General features: G+C 34.4%; 13 protein-coding genes and 1 pseudogene. 4 read left to right on the top strand and 10 right to left on the bottom strand.

Annotated features, from left to right (window positions below; all coding sequences use genetic code 11):
- Nucleotides 1–148: 148 nt before the first annotated feature.
- From AMQ68_RS11115 to AMQ68_RS11085, 7 genes are all read right to left on the bottom strand, one after another.
- Nucleotides 149–1,390 carry an MFS transporter gene (locus AMQ68_RS11115; protein WP_054510710.1) on the bottom strand — a complete coding sequence of 414 codons (1,242 nt, stop codon included), beginning with the start codon at nt 1,388–1,390 and terminating at the stop codon, nt 149–151.
- Nucleotides 1,391–1,463: 73 nt separating this feature from the next.
- Nucleotides 1,464–3,035 carry a ribonuclease Y gene (gene rny, locus AMQ68_RS11110; RefSeq protein WP_054510709.1) on the bottom strand — a complete coding sequence of 524 codons (1,572 nt, stop codon included), beginning with the start codon at nt 3,033–3,035 and terminating at the stop codon, nt 1,464–1,466.
- Nucleotides 3,036–3,263: 228 nt separating this feature from the next.
- Nucleotides 3,264–3,551 (bottom strand): cell division protein ZapA, encoded by a 288-nt coding sequence (locus AMQ68_RS11105; protein ID WP_034743389.1) that lies wholly within the window; start codon nt 3,549–3,551, stop codon nt 3,264–3,266.
- Nucleotides 3,551–3,853, bottom strand: a complete 303-nt coding sequence (locus AMQ68_RS11100; protein ID WP_054510708.1) for a hypothetical protein — start codon at nt 3,851–3,853, stop codon at nt 3,551–3,553. Before AMQ68_RS11100 ends, AMQ68_RS11105 begins: the two co-directional genes overlap by 1 nt.
- 136 nt (nt 3,854–3,989) lie before the next feature.
- Complete coding sequence (locus tag AMQ68_RS11095; RefSeq protein ID WP_054510707.1) at nt 3,990–4,772, bottom strand: porin family protein; 783 nt, start codon at nt 4,770–4,772, stop codon at nt 3,990–3,992.
- A gap of 3 nt (nt 4,773–4,775) precedes the next feature.
- Complete coding sequence (gene ubiE, locus AMQ68_RS11090) at nt 4,776–5,507, bottom strand: bifunctional demethylmenaquinone methyltransferase/2-methoxy-6-polyprenyl-1,4-benzoquinol methylase UbiE (protein WP_054510706.1); 732 nt, start codon at nt 5,505–5,507, stop codon at nt 4,776–4,778.
- Nucleotides 5,504–6,073, bottom strand: a complete 570-nt coding sequence (locus AMQ68_RS11085; protein WP_054510705.1) for a hypothetical protein — start codon at nt 6,071–6,073, stop codon at nt 5,504–5,506. Before AMQ68_RS11085 ends, ubiE begins: the two co-directional genes overlap by 4 nt.
- Before the next feature lie 102 nt (nt 6,074–6,175).
- On the opposite strand from AMQ68_RS11085, the gene AMQ68_RS11080 reads away from it, so the two are divergent.
- The 4 genes and pseudogenes from AMQ68_RS11080 to AMQ68_RS25085 form a co-directional block, all read left to right on the top strand.
- Nucleotides 6,176–7,243 (top strand): 3-oxoacyl-ACP synthase III family protein, encoded by a 1,068-nt coding sequence (locus tag AMQ68_RS11080; protein ID WP_054510704.1) that lies wholly within the window; start codon nt 6,176–6,178, stop codon nt 7,241–7,243.
- A gap of 68 nt (nt 7,244–7,311) precedes the next feature.
- Complete coding sequence (locus AMQ68_RS11075; protein ID WP_054510703.1) at nt 7,312–8,517, top strand: metallophosphoesterase; 1,206 nt, start codon at nt 7,312–7,314, stop codon at nt 8,515–8,517.
- 411 nt (nt 8,518–8,928) lie between these two features.
- Nucleotides 8,929–9,756, top strand: a complete 828-nt coding sequence (locus tag AMQ68_RS11070; RefSeq protein ID WP_054510702.1) for a bifunctional 2-polyprenyl-6-hydroxyphenol methylase/3-demethylubiquinol 3-O-methyltransferase UbiG — start codon at nt 8,929–8,931, stop codon at nt 9,754–9,756.
- A gap of 59 nt (nt 9,757–9,815) precedes the next feature.
- Nucleotides 9,816–9,968, top strand: a pseudogene (locus AMQ68_RS25085) (metallophosphoesterase); the annotation flags it as partial.
- A gap of 327 nt (nt 9,969–10,295) precedes the next feature.
- Here the strand turns inward: AMQ68_RS25085 and AMQ68_RS11065 are convergent.
- From AMQ68_RS11065 to AMQ68_RS11055, 3 genes are all read right to left on the bottom strand, one after another.
- Nucleotides 10,296–11,048 (bottom strand): polysaccharide deacetylase family protein, encoded by a 753-nt coding sequence (locus tag AMQ68_RS11065; protein ID WP_054510701.1) that lies wholly within the window; start codon nt 11,046–11,048, stop codon nt 10,296–10,298.
- 84 nt (nt 11,049–11,132) lie between these two features.
- Nucleotides 11,133–12,098, bottom strand: a complete 966-nt coding sequence (locus AMQ68_RS11060) for an NAD-dependent epimerase/dehydratase family protein (RefSeq protein ID WP_054511102.1) — start codon at nt 12,096–12,098, stop codon at nt 11,133–11,135.
- Nucleotides 12,099–12,201: 103 nt separating this feature from the next.
- Nucleotides 12,202–15,042, bottom strand: coding sequence for a TonB-dependent siderophore receptor (locus AMQ68_RS11055; protein ID WP_054510700.1), 2,841 nt, complete (start codon nt 15,040–15,042; stop codon nt 12,202–12,204).
- Nucleotides 15,043–15,069: the final 27 nt, after the last annotated feature.

Genomic DNA, 15,069 nt, shown 5'->3' with positions numbered 1-15,069 from the left:
GTATTTTTTTAATTGAACGGTTCCAAAGTTAAACAAATAAATAGTATCCACAACATAATTATTATTTAATTGCACGATAATTGACGATTAATACGATCAGTAACACAATTAAATCAAACATACATTGCGTATTCATTCACATTACCTCCTATTCTGTAAAGTCTAGATCTTTATCGTGGGTTTCAGAAATCGTGAAAGAAGAATAAAAAGCAAGCCCGAATACCACCACGCCAACCACTGCGGCACTCATGATCACAGAAAAATTGTTTTTAAGAAGATCGAAAGCTAGGATCATTACCGGAACCAATCCTCTTACCATATTAGGAACCGTGGTGGTTGCCGTATTTCGGATATTCGTCCCGAACTGTTCTGCTGCTAACGTTACAAACATCGCCCAATATCCTGTTCCTAATCCGAGCCACACACAGAACATATAATACTTGGTTTCTGTATTGGTATTTCCGAAAAGCATGATCACGACACCAATTAACGTAAAGATCAGCATATAGAAAATGGCCATCTTTCGGGATTTTAATGCATGGGAAATAAATCCGCTCATTAAGTCACCGACAGAAATACCTACATACGCCCACATTATTGCTTTTCCCGGGTTTAGGTCTTTAATTCCGAATTCAGGGGCAAATTGGTTCGCTAATACCGCCAGAATCCCAATGCAATACCAAGTAGGCAATCCCACCGCGATGCATTTTAAATACCTGATGAAACGGTCTTTATTGGTAAAAAAGGAGAGAAAGTTTCCCTTGGAAAGAGATTTCGTTTCAATATTTTTATAAATACCAGATTCCGAAACACTTATTCTTAAAAACAACAGCATGATTCCCAGAACCCCTCCGATGATGTAAGAGATATTCCACCCTCCGGCAAGCTCTACGGTCAATTGAGCCACAACCGCTCCCATTAATCCGAAACCTGCCACTACAGAAGTTCCTATCGCTCTTAAATTCTTTGGTAAACTTTCAGAAACCAATGTTATTCCTGCTCCAAGCTCTCCGGCTAGACCAATTCCTGCAATAAACCTTAATCCTGCATAAGAATATACCAAATGTTCTTTTGGAAAATACGGGAGAAAACCGCAAGCAATATTGGCTAAGGAATACACCAAGATTGATCCGAATAATACAGAAAGTCTTCCTTTTTTATCACCGAAAACACCCCAGAAAATCCCTCCAATCAACAATCCAATCATTTGGCAGTTGAGAATAAATGTCCCATCTACATCGGGATTCAGCCCTAATGCTTTTAAACTTGGAATTCTTACGATCCCAAATAGAAGCAGATCATAAATATCTACAAAATACCCAAGGGCAGCAATGATCACGGGGATAGAAAAAATGTATTTCAGCTTGGAGGATAATGACAGTTCTTGCATTTTTAAATTTTGATAAAAATAAAAAACCTTTCAATTTCTTGAAAGGTTTTTATAAAATATCTTTGATTGATTATTATCTTGCAATATTCACAGCTCTCGTTTCTCTGATTACTGTTACTTTTACTTGTCCAGGATATGTTAATTCGTTCTGGATCTTTTCAGAAATATCGTAAGATAACTGAGAAGCGGTTTCGTCATTTACTCTTCCACTTTCTACCATTACTCTCAACTCTCTACCTGCCTGAATTGCGTATGCACTTGATACTCCTTCAAAGCTTAATGCTGCAGCTTCAAGGTCTTTTAATCTTTGGATATAAGATTCCAGCACCTGTCTTCTAGCCCCTGGTCTTGCTCCAGAAATAGCATCAGCAACCTGAATAATCGGAGACAACAATGAAGTCATTTCTACCTCGTCGTGGTGAGCTCCAATGGCATTGATAACCTCTGCATTTTCACCATATTTTTCAGCCCATTGCATACCTAGTAAAGCGTGAGGAAGTTCAGACTCCTGCTCAGGAACTTTACCGATATCGTGTAATAGACCAGCTCTTTTCGCTAATTTCACATTTAGTCCTAGTTCAGCAGCCATTGTTGCAGCGATATTTGCTACCTCTCTTGAGTGCTGTAATAAGTTTTGTCCGTAAGAAGAACGGTATTTCATTCTACCTACAATCTTTATTAATTCTGGGTGTAAGCCGTGAATTCCTAAATCAATAACTGTTCTTTTACCTACTTCAATAATTTCTTCTTCAATCTGCTTTCTTGTTTTTTCCACTACCTCTTCAATTCTTGCAGGGTGGATTCTTCCGTCTGTTACCAATCTGTGAAGTGATAATCTTGCGATCTCTCTTCTCACTGGGTCGAAACATGAAAGAAGTATTGCTTCCGGAGTATCATCAACGATGATCTCAACTCCTGTTACTGCTTCTAAAGCACGGATATTTCTACCTTCTCTACCAATAATTCTACCTTTAACTTCATCAGATTCAATATTAAATACTGATACTGAATTTTCGATAGCCTGTTCTGTTCCTATTCTCTGAATCGTTTGGATAACGATTTTTCTAGCTTCTCCTTTAGCATTCAACTGAGCTTCTTCCATGATGCTCTGAACGTGAGCCTGAGCTCTTGTTTTTGCTTCAGCTTTCATTGATTCTACCAATTCAGCTTTAGCTTCTTCTGCTGTATAATTAGATATTTTCTCTAAAGTTTCAACTTTCTTAGAAGTGATCACATCTAATTCCTGTTGTTTTCTATCTAAATTTTCAGTTTTCTTGGCATAATCAGCAATTTGTCTGTCCAAGTCTTTTTCAAGTTTTCCTGCCTTGCTAAGCTCATCATTCAGCTTATTTTCTTTGTCTTTCACTCTCTTTTCAGAATCCTGCATTTTCTTCTCTCTCGATTGGATATCTGCATCATGCTGAGATTTTAATTCAAGGAATTTTTCTTTAGCCTGAAGGTTCTTTTCTTTCTTTATGGATTCAGCTTGTACATTCGCTTTTTCTACAAGGTTTTCAGCATTCTTTTTTGCGTCATCTATAATAAATTGTCCTTTAGTATTAAGTGAGCTTTTAGAGAAAAGTATTCCTATCACCGCACCAATTACAAGGCAAATCACGCCGACTATAATGGTTGTTATTGTCATAATCTATATTGAGTTTTAATTGTCTTTACAATGTTAATAAAAAAAGCCTACAATAATTCAATGATATAGAGTAAACTCCTAATCAACACGATTTGAACTGATCTCCACTGTCTGTAATCCGGATAACCGGCGCGCCATTCAATGGATGTTTGTTCGGTAATTTTTTAGCGTTGAGTTTACCTTTAATGTGTTAGAATTATTGTAGGCAGGTTTTCTGGAAAAAAAAATCTATTTCCCAATTTCATTCAACGATTGATTGATCTTTACTAATCTTTCGTTGGTAGAATTTATATTTTTTTCGTAGTTCAGAGATACCACTTCAGCATTCGTTCCCAATTTCAGGGCGCACATTGCCAAAGCATCTTGTTTATCTCTTACATCGAAGTTTTGTTCAAAATCTTTAATCATATTTTCAATTTGCTTCCCCACTTTACGCAAAGTCTCTTCCTCTGCTGCGGGCACGTTTAGTGGATATACTCTTCCTGCAATATTGATGGTAATTCTTCTTACATCCATTATAATCCACTGTTTTGAAGCTGAGCAATACAGAAATCCACTTCTTTAACCAATCTGTTGATATGATTTTTCATCAACCTATTGTGTTCCGGGTTTCCTGATATCGCTGAATAAAGTTTTATATTTTTTTGTTCTTCTGCTAATACCTGACTTTTTTTCCTTTCCTCGTCGTATTTCTTCTTCAGTTCTTCATGCTCTTTGTTTAAATCCGTTAATTTTTCATTAAGACTTTGTTGATTCTTTTGTAAATTCAAAATCTTTTTCTCTAATTCTGAAAAATTGTTTTCTAAATCTTGAAGCATTTCAGGTTTCTATATTCTAACTATTAGCAAAAATAAAAAAATATTGACAGTAACAAAAATAAAACTCCCTATATTTTGATTTTCCAACAAAAAAGGAGATGTAATACACCCCCTTTATATTTTATAAGCTTATTTCTTATTCAAATTTCAATACAAAAAACACCGCTCTTGTTTGTAAAGTAGACATTGCTGACGTCCAATAAGGAGGTGTATTCGCATTATCAGCAACCAATTCATTGTTCATAATGAAAGTTCCTCTAATTGCAGGGGTCAATTTAAATTTGTTGAAATAAAATTGAATACCCATTTCTGCAGACCAAGCAAAATTATGCGTTGTAGATCTAAACACCTGTTGTAAATTATCATCTGTAGAATCAGAATTAGACTGTAAGTTGACAATGTAATTTACCCCAGCGGCAATATAAGGTCTTGAGTTATACCACCTTTGCCCATGAAGCTCCAACATAATAGGGATATCTACCAAGGTAGATTTAATATCTCTTACTTTGTCTTTATCATTCAAAGGAATCGGAATAAAAGGAGAATTCGTCAAAGAACCTGCAGCATACTGGTCATTTGACTGTGTGTTGAAAGTAAGTTGCCTTTGAGCAAATTGCAAGCCTGGTTCCAATTTTAAATCTAAATAATCGTTAAGTCTCCATTTTGCGATCAATCCCGCTCCGAAACTTTTACTATTTTTAGATGAAACAAGATTCTGGTTACCATCCATACCGTATCTTGGGTTAAGTACTATACGGTAGTCTACTATATTACCATTCAAATAAAAACCCCAACTAAATATCTGTTGGTCGAAATCTTCCAACTTGTCCATTCTGTTTCGGGTTCTAAATTGTGCGTCTGCAAAAACAGCAATATTTACTGAGGCTAAAACCAGTGCTTTTAATAGAAATTTATTCATAGGTTACTTTGTTGCTTTATAAATTGTGGCTATACCTAAACTTAGTTTTTTATATTCAACTTTTTTAAATCCTGTATCTAAAAGAATTTGTCTCATCTTTTCCCCGAAAGGAAAAGCGTTCACAGAATCCGGAAGGTATGTGTATGCCCTGCTATCTTTAGAAACCAATCTGCCTATGGCAGGCAATACATTTTTGAAATAAAACATATAAAATGGTGCTAAAACCCCCTCAACCTTTGAAAACTCCAGTATATAAACACTCTTGTTATCCTTAACTACTCTTCTTAACTCTGCTAACCCCTTGGTTAGGTTTTCGAAATTCCTTACTCCAAATGCAACGGAAACAGCATCGAATCTATTGTCCTCGAAAGGTAAATTTTCTGCATCTCCCTTTTGCATGGAAATTTTGCCGTCTAAATTAAGTTTTTTTATTTTATTAACGCCAACATTTAACATTTGTTGCGATAAATCCAAACCAATTATTTTCGCATTGGTTCCTTTTTCAATTGTAATTGCCAGATCTCCCGTTCCAGTAGCCACATCCAGCACTTCTTGCGGGTTATCTTTTTTCATCATATTCACCAATGTATTTCTCCATAAAACATCAATTTTCATAGACAAAACATGATTTAAAAGGTCATACTTTGGTGCAATATTGTCGAACATATCCTCTACCTGGCTCTTTTTTGTAGCCTCAGAATTGTAGGGCGTCACTTTGTTGATATCGTTTGTCAAAACTTGTAATATTCTTTATAATAATTAAGGAAATCTTGTTTTCTGAAGATCTTTGATCTTGATTCTACCTGTTGGATGTTTTTGATCATTTTATCATAATCTTCATCTACATTGTAGTAAAAATCTTCTGTATAAAGCTTATTGAAGCGTTTTGGCGCTCCAAAATAGGGCTTTCCGTCTATAACGGTCTTATCCAGCGCCAAAAGTAATGAATCTTTTTTAAGATTGTATCCATAATATTGACGATTAACATAATAATCTTGGTGAGCAATATTCAAAAGCCCACGGATTTTATTTACTTCAAATGCAGAATCATAGAGTAATTTCTTATTCTGGTCAAAAACTTTAATAGCATTTTTACCCTGTTTCAGATCTACATGCACAAACTGCCCTGCAGAAATAATTCCTTCAGAACCGTTGTTGATCTTGTAATAATAGGTATTGGGCGTAGGGTTATCTACTAAGTAATAATTTTTCTTAGCTAAAAAGAAGAAGTAAATCCCAAAGGCCATCATAAACACCACAACAGCAATAGCTAAACCTTTTAAAGACGGATTATTTTTCATAGATTGTAAAGTACAATTTTTGCAAATTTAATAATATTTTTAATTCTTTCTTATTAATATTAATTATTAACTTTGCGTCTTTAAAAAAAATCATTTAAACGAATGCCGAATACGATCATTATTGGTTCTGGATCTTATATTCCTAATAGAGTTATTAGTAGCGATTACTTCATGGATTCTGAGTTTTATACAGATGAAGGTGAAAAAATAGAGAAACCTACAGAAGAAATTATCTCAAAATTTGTAGAAATTACTGAAATTGAGACGCGAAGATATATTGAAGATGATAATTCTAACTCACGAATTGGGTACGAAGCATCTAAAATTGCAATTGAAGATGCAAAAGTAAATCCTGAAGAAATAGATTATATCATTTACGCAAGTAATTTTGGTGAGGTAAGCACTGCTGGCCTTGTCAACTTTATGCCTACGATGGCGGCAAGAGTTAAAAATCATTTAGGCATCAAAAACAGAAAGTGTATTACGTATGACATGATCTTTGGATGCCCGGGATGGGTAGAAGCAATGATCTTAGCCAACAACCTAATCAAAGCAAATGTTGCTAAAACGATTCTTGTGGTTGGTAGTGAGCTTTTAAGTCGTGTTACAGATCCTTATGACCGAAATAAAATGATTTTTGCAGATGGAGCCGGAGCCGTTGTGGTTACCGCTACTGAGGAAGAAAACGTAGGAATCATTGCCCACAATACAATTTGTGATAATGGTCCTGAACTTGAGTATTTAGTAAGTGGATGTTCTCTTAACAAAGAAGCAGATCAAGATAAATTTTACATCAGAATGCTGGGAAGAAAAATTTATGAGTACGCTCTTAAAAATGTTCCCGTAGCTGTAAAAGAAACAATTGATGATGCCGGACTTTCTATTGAAGATGTAGATAAAATACTGATCCACCAGGCAAATGCTAAGATGGATTATGCAATGATCGAAAGAATTCACAGGCTTTATCATGTGAAAGAATATGATCATGCAATCTCTCCTATGACCATCCAGAAGCTGGGAAATTCTTCTGTTGCAACAATTCCTACATTATTTGATCTCATAATTAAAGGAAAAATGGAGGGTCAATCGTTTAAAGATAAAGGTAACATTGTTATGGCTTCGGTTGGTGCCGGAATGAATATCAATGCTATCGTGTATAGATTTCCTTAAAAATATTTAATTTAAAAATATAAAAAAGCACAGGGAAGGTATTCTTTGTGCTTTTTTTAACCATTATTATGCAAAGAAATTTTTTATTCATCGCTGCTATCTTTTTGTTTTTAGAAGTATACATCTATCAGGCAATAAGAACATTAACAGACAATTCCTGGATCAAAACAGGATACTGGGTTGTATCTCTGGCTGTTTACGGATTCTTCGCTTACGAAGTCTCTCACTTTCAAAGATCAGACAGAAGTACGGTGAGGGCTCAAATAATGATCTCGTTATTTTTAATCTTTATTTTGCCTAAAATTTTCATTGTTCTGTTTTTATTAATTGATGATATTTTCAGAACTGGAGGTTATTTAATTGGGTTGACCCGACCGACGGAAAACTTTTTCCCTGAAAGAAGAAAGTTCTTAAGCATTATGGGACTTGGTTTGGGAGGTATACTCTCGGCATTGTTTATTGATGGAATTACATTCGGGAAATACCGTCACAAAGTAAGAAGAGTGAGAATAAATTTCACTAATCTTCCAAAAAGCTTTAAAGGCTATAAGATCATACAAATATCTGACGTTCACAGTGGAAGTTTTTCTGACCCAAGTAAATTGGAACACGCGATTGATTTAATTAATGAACAAAACCCAGATTTAGTGTTATTCACAGGAGATATGGTGAATAATATTGCAGATGAATTCAAACCATTTATTCCTTTATTTTCAAAGATCAAAGCGAAGGATGGGAAATTTGCCGTACTGGGAAACCACGATTACGCAGATTATGTAACATGGACTTCATTAGATGCCAAGAAAAAAAATCTTGACACGCTAATTGATTACGAAAAGCAAGCCGGTTTCGATATGCTTCGAAATGAACATAGAGTAATTGAGAAAAACGGTGAGAAAATTTATATTCTGGGTGTTGAGAACTGGGGATTAAAACCTTTCCCTCAGTTTGGAAAGCTGGATGATGCTTTAAAAGGAGTTCCAGAATCAGCAACAAAAATACTAATGAGCCATGACCCTACTCATTTCGATTACGTGGTTAAAAAACACCCGATAGACGTTCATTTAACACTTTCTGGTCACACACACGGAATGCAGTTTGGTTTGGATTTAAAAAACATAAAATGGTCGCCTGTACAATATCGTTATCCAAAATGGGCTGATTTGTATGAAAGCGAAGGGAAAATGCTTTATGTAAACAGAGGATTTGGCGTGCTGGGTTATCCTGGAAGAGTTGGGGTTTTACCGGAAATTACGCTTTTTGAATTGGCTTAGTTTTTAAACACAAATAACACTAATTTTTTGCACGAATAACACAAAAATCTGCGAGAGGGAAATTTTAAACACAAAGAAAAACATTTTACGTAAACAGAGGCTTTGGAGTATTGGCTACCTCGGAAGAGTTGGTGTTTTGCCGGAGATTACGCTTTTTGAATTGGCGTAGTTTTTAAACACAAATAATACTATTTTTTTTACACGAATAACACAAAAATCTGCGTTATCATCAAAATCTGCGAGAGAGAAATTTTAAACACAAAGAAAAACATCTTACGTAAACAGAGGCTTTGGTGTATTGGCTACCTCGGAAGAGTTGGGGTTTTGCGGGAAATTACGCTTTTTGAATTGGCGTAAATACTTTATATCTTTGGTGAATAATCATAACTAAAACGCATTTATCCGTAACAGATGGAAAATACAGGTGAGAGACATATACTAAACGAAAATTTTAATAATAAATCAGAATTTCATCTTCATTTGATGCATATTGCGACTTATGAATATGCTAAAAATTTCGTGAAAAATAAAAAAGTCTTAGACTTTGGCTGCGGTTCCGGTTATGGTACAGAATTATTATCTGAAAATGCGGAAAGTATTATTGGTGTAGACATAAGCAAAGAAGCCGTTAATTACGCAAAAAAAAATTACATCCTCCCCAACTTAGATTTCAAAACAATTTCAGAACTGACAGATGAAAAATTTGATGTTATAACTTCTTTTCAAGTCATAGAACATGTTCCAAATGACATTGAATATGTAGCTAAATTAAAAAAACTTTTAAAGCTCGGTGGTTGTTTACTTATTTCAACGCCAGATAAAAAACATCGACTTTTCAATTATATTCAAAAGCCATGGAATATTTTTCATTTAAAAGAATACACTCCTAAGAGTTTAGAGAGTTTACTTCAAAAACAATTCAGCAAAGTAGATATTCTTAAAATAGGTTCTGATTCAGACTTAGTATTGGAAGAAATTTCTCGTACAAAAAAACAAAAAATAATAACGCTGCCATGTACTTTATTCTTTTACCCTAATTTTCTAAAGATATTCCTATTACAATCACTGAAACAGTTGTTTGATCTAAAACAAAAGTATATATCTGGTATAAATAATTCAACTACAGAAAATAATAAGGTAGATAATTTCACCTCAAAATATTCATTTAAAGATATAATAATCAGAAAAGAAATAGAGTATTCCACAGATCTATTTGCCATCTGTATTAAGGATGAATAATTAAAAATATTCTATACAAAACAGATATTTTATTGTAAGTATCTCCAATTTTGGTTAGATTAAAAAACATACAATGGTCGCCTGTTCAATACCGTTATCCAAAATGGGCTGATTTATATAAAATACTTTATGTAAACAGAGGCTTTAGGGTTCTAAGCTACCCTGGAAGAGTTGGTGTTTTGCCGGAAATTACGCTTTTTGAATTGGCGTAGTTTTTAAATACAAATAACACTAATTTTTTGCACGAATAACACAAAAATATGTTTAATCTAAAAAATTTTAGAGAGTCTTTTAACGCAAAGATTTTATTTTGAACCTATATTTAAGGGAGCAAAGATGAATCAACATGTTGATTTGATTAAGCCATCGTTCCAGCTTCGCGAAGCAAATTTATTTGCCTATCTGAAATCAACAATTTAAATAATTAAATCTTTCTGTTTAAATTAATTTTCTAGACACAAATACATTAACATTTCCACAAAGAAAAACACAAACATCTGTGTAAATCTGTGAAATCAGTGGGAAAATTAAACAGAAAATTAAAAAATATAATCTTTCATACGAGAAGTGGCCATGTCATTCTCGTTGATCCAAGTAAGGAGGGCATCTAATTTGTCCTCCATTTTTCTGCCCGAAAATAGGCTTCTGTAAAAAGGGATATCAAACTGATATTTTTTGAAATCGGTGAACTGCCAAGAATTAAGATAGATCAAAACAAAGTCATCATTTTTCAATGTTTCAAAAACCATATTCTTGTAATACTTCATAGGCAAGATCTGAAACATAAAATCATTATATGGCAATTGAAAGTAAGGTGAAATACTTTCCGGGATAATACTTAATCCATCCTCTTCTGTGATCTCTGTATTTCTTTTTAACCGTTTAAAAGGAAAAAGAATATTCGCATTATCGATATTGGAAACATAATTAAATTCCAATAGTTTTAAATTCTCCTGCGGAAGTTTACAATCTTTTTGACGAATTCCACGGATCTGTTTTTCGAGAAGATCCTGCGTGTTTTTTTTAGTTTCTTCAATTTCCTGAAGAGTGGAATCTTTATTATAAAAAGCAATTTCATGCCCTTGGGATGAAATTGCTTTTATTAGATTTTTAAGTTTTTCTGCGATAGAAATCTCCACAAAAAAACTTGCTTTTACATCATGAATATCTAAAATCCTAAGAATAGCTTTTGTATTATTTTCTGTAATCCCCAATCGCTCTTCATCTGTAATCTGAAGATCATTTTTGGTCTTAGCTTCAATATTTACAATATTAAAAGTGAACAATACCATGTAAACTAAATTTTAGATAATAATTATAATTAATTAATAATCAGATGTTAAAATATATTTTAATTAAAGTTTAACTTTAGATAATTAATCTTTACCTAATTTTACTTTAAGATTCTTGATCATATCTTTAGACATTTCAGAAATTCCGAAATCATAGGTTAATCCCCAGTCTTTTTTCGCTACAGAATCATCAATTGATGCCGGCCAAGAATCTGCAATCGCTTGTCTGAAATCTGGTTTATAATCGATCTCAAAACTTGGAATTTCTTTCTTAATTTCTTCTGCCAATTCTTTTGGAGTGAAAGACATTCCCCCCAAATTATAAGATGAACGAACCGTTACACTTTCTTTTGGAGCATCCATTAATTTCAATGTTGCGTTAATTGCATCGTCCATATACAACATCGGCATTCCTGTATTTTCAGAAATAAAACTTGTGTATTTTCCTTCTTCAATAGCTTCATAAAAAATCTCAACAGCGTAATCTGTAGTCCCTCCACCTGCAGGAGTTTTCCATGAGATCAAACCCGGATATCTGATACTTCTTACATCTACTCCATATTTGTCAAAATAATATTCACACCATTTTTCACCTGCCATTTTAGAAATCCCATATACTGTAGTTGGATTTAAAACAACATCTTGTGCTACGTTTTCTTTAGGAATTCCTTTCCCAAAAACAGCAATAGAACTTGGCCAGAATATCTTTTTAAGAAGACCTTCTTTTGCCATTTCACAAAACTGAAGAAGAGGCTCAAGGTTTAATTTCCAAGCGAAAATAGGTTGCTTCTCAGAAGTTCCTGATAAAAGCGAAGCCAAATGATAAACTGTTGTAATATCGTAATCTTTGATCACCTGCTTTACCAATTGTGTATTGGTAACATCCATTCTTTCATAATGACCTGCAGCGGTAATGCCTTTTTGCCATCTGTCTAGTCCAGAAGCTACTACGTTTTCTGCACCGTGAATCTCGACAAGTCTATTCGTAAGTTCGGTGCCGATCTGTCCCAAAGCACCTGTAATTAGTATTCTTTCCGTATACGATTCCATTTTACCTGTTTTAATTTTTAATTGTACAAAAGTAAAAAAATCATGCTTATCATAATAAAAAAAGGTATGTAAAAACACACCTTCAGAACATTGATAAGATTTTCTAAAAATTAAAGTTCAATCTTGTGAATAGAAAGCGCCCATTCATTCCAAACTGTGAAACATTTCTTGAGTACACAAACTGGTCTTGATTAGAAAGATCAATTGTAGCTGGTGTATACACTATATTTCCAGAAGCATCCATAGAAGGCCTTTGAACATTTGCCGGTCCATAATTCTTGCTTGGATAAATATCAAATAAGTTATTAGCTCCAACAGTCAAAATAAAGCTCTTATTGAACTTATACGCTACAGAGAGATCTGTAATTATTTTTGCACCCCACACCGGATGCTCATTCTCAACAACACCTCCATTAACTATTTCATAACCTATTTTGCCATCTCCATTTGTATCCATGGTATTAGGATCTGTTACTTTCCCAAAATATACATTCCTCAACAAAACACTAAACTTATTGATCTCTAAACTATTATTAAGAGAAGCTTTAAATCTCGGAATAGCTTCTTCAAGATACACCCGGCTTGTTTCAGAATAATAACGGTTGATCTGTCCGGCATTAATCAAAAGGTCAGAACCGTGGATATTCCCTACTCTATTGGTTTTGGAAATCGTTACCGCAAAATCCGAGTTCAAGGCTATGGTTGAAGAAAATTTTGCTCTATGCGAAATCACCCCTTCCAACCCTTTTGTTTGGGTATCAATGGCATTCGCAAAGAAGGTTGCTGCATTCGCATTCGCTTTATCAAACTCTTTCTGAAGATCATATTGCGAGCTTCCCTCCGGATAAGTACCATCTGGTCTTAAAAATTGATCGGTTAATACGACTCTATTTTTAATTTTAATATAATACCCGTCAACAGTAAAAGTAAGATTAGCATTTGGTATTTTAGCGGTAAACCCTGCAGAATAACTTACAGACTCTTCCTGCTTTAATTGAGGAATCCCTAAATTCCTTGCTATTTGAGAATCATTAGAGAACGTACCCACCTCGTAAGCTACCCCACCTACAAATTGAGTTGATGTTGCATTATAATAAATCTGCTGTAAAGATGGTGCCCGAAATCCTGTAGAGTGCGCCGCTCTAATATTAATTTTATCGGTAAGTTTATATCTTGTCGCTATTTTATAATTAAATGTAGATCCAAAATCAGAATAATTTTCAAAACGTACGGCACCACTTACCAACCATTTATCTGTAATATCAAGTTCTGTATCCAGATAGCCAGCCACCGAACTTCTTCCTTTATTCAAACTATTTTCAGGTCTGAATCCCGGAAAAACCTGTGCTCCTCCAGGTCTTGTTTCTCCAAAAAAGTCAGTCGGTTTTACGTTAGCAAGAGTAGAAATATTTTGAATATTACCATTAGTATCATATAACGCCCACGAATCTTGTTCACCGTTTGTAATTTTATACCTTTCGAATCTGGCTTCCCCTCCAAAAGCAATATTAAAACCTTTCAACCAATTTAATTTTGTGTCAAAATCTGCATTAACGGTATTCTGTGAAAAACTTAGTCCTCCAGCATTAAATTCAGTTTTGTTTGGATATGCCATTGAAGCATTAGCTGTATTTTTTATCGTATAATCAAAGCTATTTCGTCCATATGTGTTACTTATATCGTAATTGATAGCACCAATTTTCCCTTTAAATCCTGTAGCAAAAGAAAGATCAACCACATCAGAGGCGATTTCAGGTAAAAAGCCATTAGGATAAATTGAGGTTGATGCTCTCCTTTCGTTGGGTCTACGAAAAAAGCCGCCAGCATTGCCATCTCTATATGAAATCCCTCCAAAGGCATACCCCTGTATAGACGATGATAATTCGAATTGAGAATTCATGAAAAATTGTCCCGATGTCAACCTAGACTGACCAACTCTCATATTAAAGTCTTTTCTTGTAAGTCCTCTATAAGCTAATTCGTTTTCTGTAAAATCTGCACGTAAAAGTGACTTTAATTCAGAAATCATATTAGCCCCTTGAATCTGTGATTGAAAGGTGGGACTAAAATAGTTCACATTCTGCGCATATTGATGAATATAATCAATAACCTGTTGTGAATTATCATTCACGTTACCAAAAAGAGAAGAAAGATTCACACCACCATCCAACGCTCTACGCTCAATAGCATTATATGCATTAAAAATATTCCCTGTAGCTACCCCTGCTCTTCGGGTTTCATCTCTTTTCATTAAACTGGCTGTGAAGTTTACAAATCCTTTTTTCCCAATAGCAGTACCGTAATTAAGATCTACCTGATATTTACCGCCATCCCAGCCTCCACTATGATCATTTGATCCTTTGGAGTTGAATCCTCCTACTGTAATAGCTGAAGTAAGAGCATTGGTACTCTTTTTCATAATTACATTAATCACTCCAGCAATAGCATCAGAACCATATTGAGCTGAAGCTCCATCTCTTAACACTTCTAACCGTTCAATAGAAAAAGCTGGAAGAGCATTTAAATCGGTACCAACGGATCCTCTTCCCGGAGAACCATTTACATTTACTAAAGATGAAGTATGCCTTCTTTTACCATTTAATAAAACCAATACCTGATCCGGCCCTAACCCTCTCAATTGTGCAGGATCCACATGATCTGTTCCGTCGGCTACCGTTGTTGAATTGGATGTAAATGAGGGAGCTGCATAGTTCAGAATCTGATTCAAATCTAACTGCGGGGTCATAACAGACTGTGAGCCAATATTAATAACATCTACAGGCACGGGCGTATCTGTTGCTACCCTTGCTTTGTTTCGAGATCCTATTGTAATTTTAATCTCTTCTATACTTTTTGTTTTTGTGGAGTCTTTTTGTGCTTTTACGTACGTAGAAACAAAAAACAATGCTCCTAAAGAAATAACTTTCGGGTAATTTTTCATCATATGCTTTTTTTCAAAAATAGTGAATTA

The organism is Chryseobacterium sp. ERMR1:04 (assembly GCF_001297705.1).
Classification (GTDB): Bacteria; Bacteroidota; Bacteroidia; order Flavobacteriales; family Weeksellaceae; genus Chryseobacterium.
This window is presented reverse-complemented; position numbering and strand designations above follow the sequence as displayed.

Coding starts and splice junctions, on each gene's coding strand:
- AMQ68_RS11115 (WP_054510710.1), bottom strand. CDS start 1,390: ATGCAAGAACTGTCATTATCCTCCAAGCTGAAATACATTTTTTCTATC.
- rny (WP_054510709.1), bottom strand. CDS start 3,035: ATGACAATAACAACCATTATAGTCGGCGTGATTTGCCTTGTAATTGGT.
- AMQ68_RS11105 (WP_034743389.1), bottom strand. CDS start 3,551: ATGGATGTAAGAAGAATTACCATCAATATTGCAGGAAGAGTATATCCA.
- AMQ68_RS11100 (WP_054510708.1), bottom strand. CDS start 3,853: ATGCTTCAAGATTTAGAAAACAATTTTTCAGAATTAGAGAAAAAGATT.
- AMQ68_RS11095 (WP_054510707.1), bottom strand. CDS start 4,772: ATGAATAAATTTCTATTAAAAGCACTGGTTTTAGCCTCAGTAAATATT.
- AMQ68_RS11085 (WP_054510705.1), bottom strand. CDS start 6,073: ATGAAAAATAATCCGTCTTTAAAAGGTTTAGCTATTGCTGTTGTGGTG.
- AMQ68_RS11080 (WP_054510704.1), top strand. CDS start 6,176: ATGCCGAATACGATCATTATTGGTTCTGGATCTTATATTCCTAATAGA.
- AMQ68_RS11075 (WP_054510703.1), top strand. CDS start 7,312: ATGCAAAGAAATTTTTTATTCATCGCTGCTATCTTTTTGTTTTTAGAA.
- AMQ68_RS11070 (WP_054510702.1), top strand. CDS start 8,929: ATGGAAAATACAGGTGAGAGACATATACTAAACGAAAATTTTAATAAT.
- AMQ68_RS11065 (WP_054510701.1), bottom strand. CDS start 11,048: ATGGTATTGTTCACTTTTAATATTGTAAATATTGAAGCTAAGACCAAA.
- AMQ68_RS11060 (WP_054511102.1), bottom strand. CDS start 12,098: ATGGAATCGTATACGGAAAGAATACTAATTACAGGTGCTTTGGGACAG.
- AMQ68_RS11055 (WP_054510700.1), bottom strand. CDS start 15,042: ATGATGAAAAATTACCCGAAAGTTATTTCTTTAGGAGCATTGTTTTTT.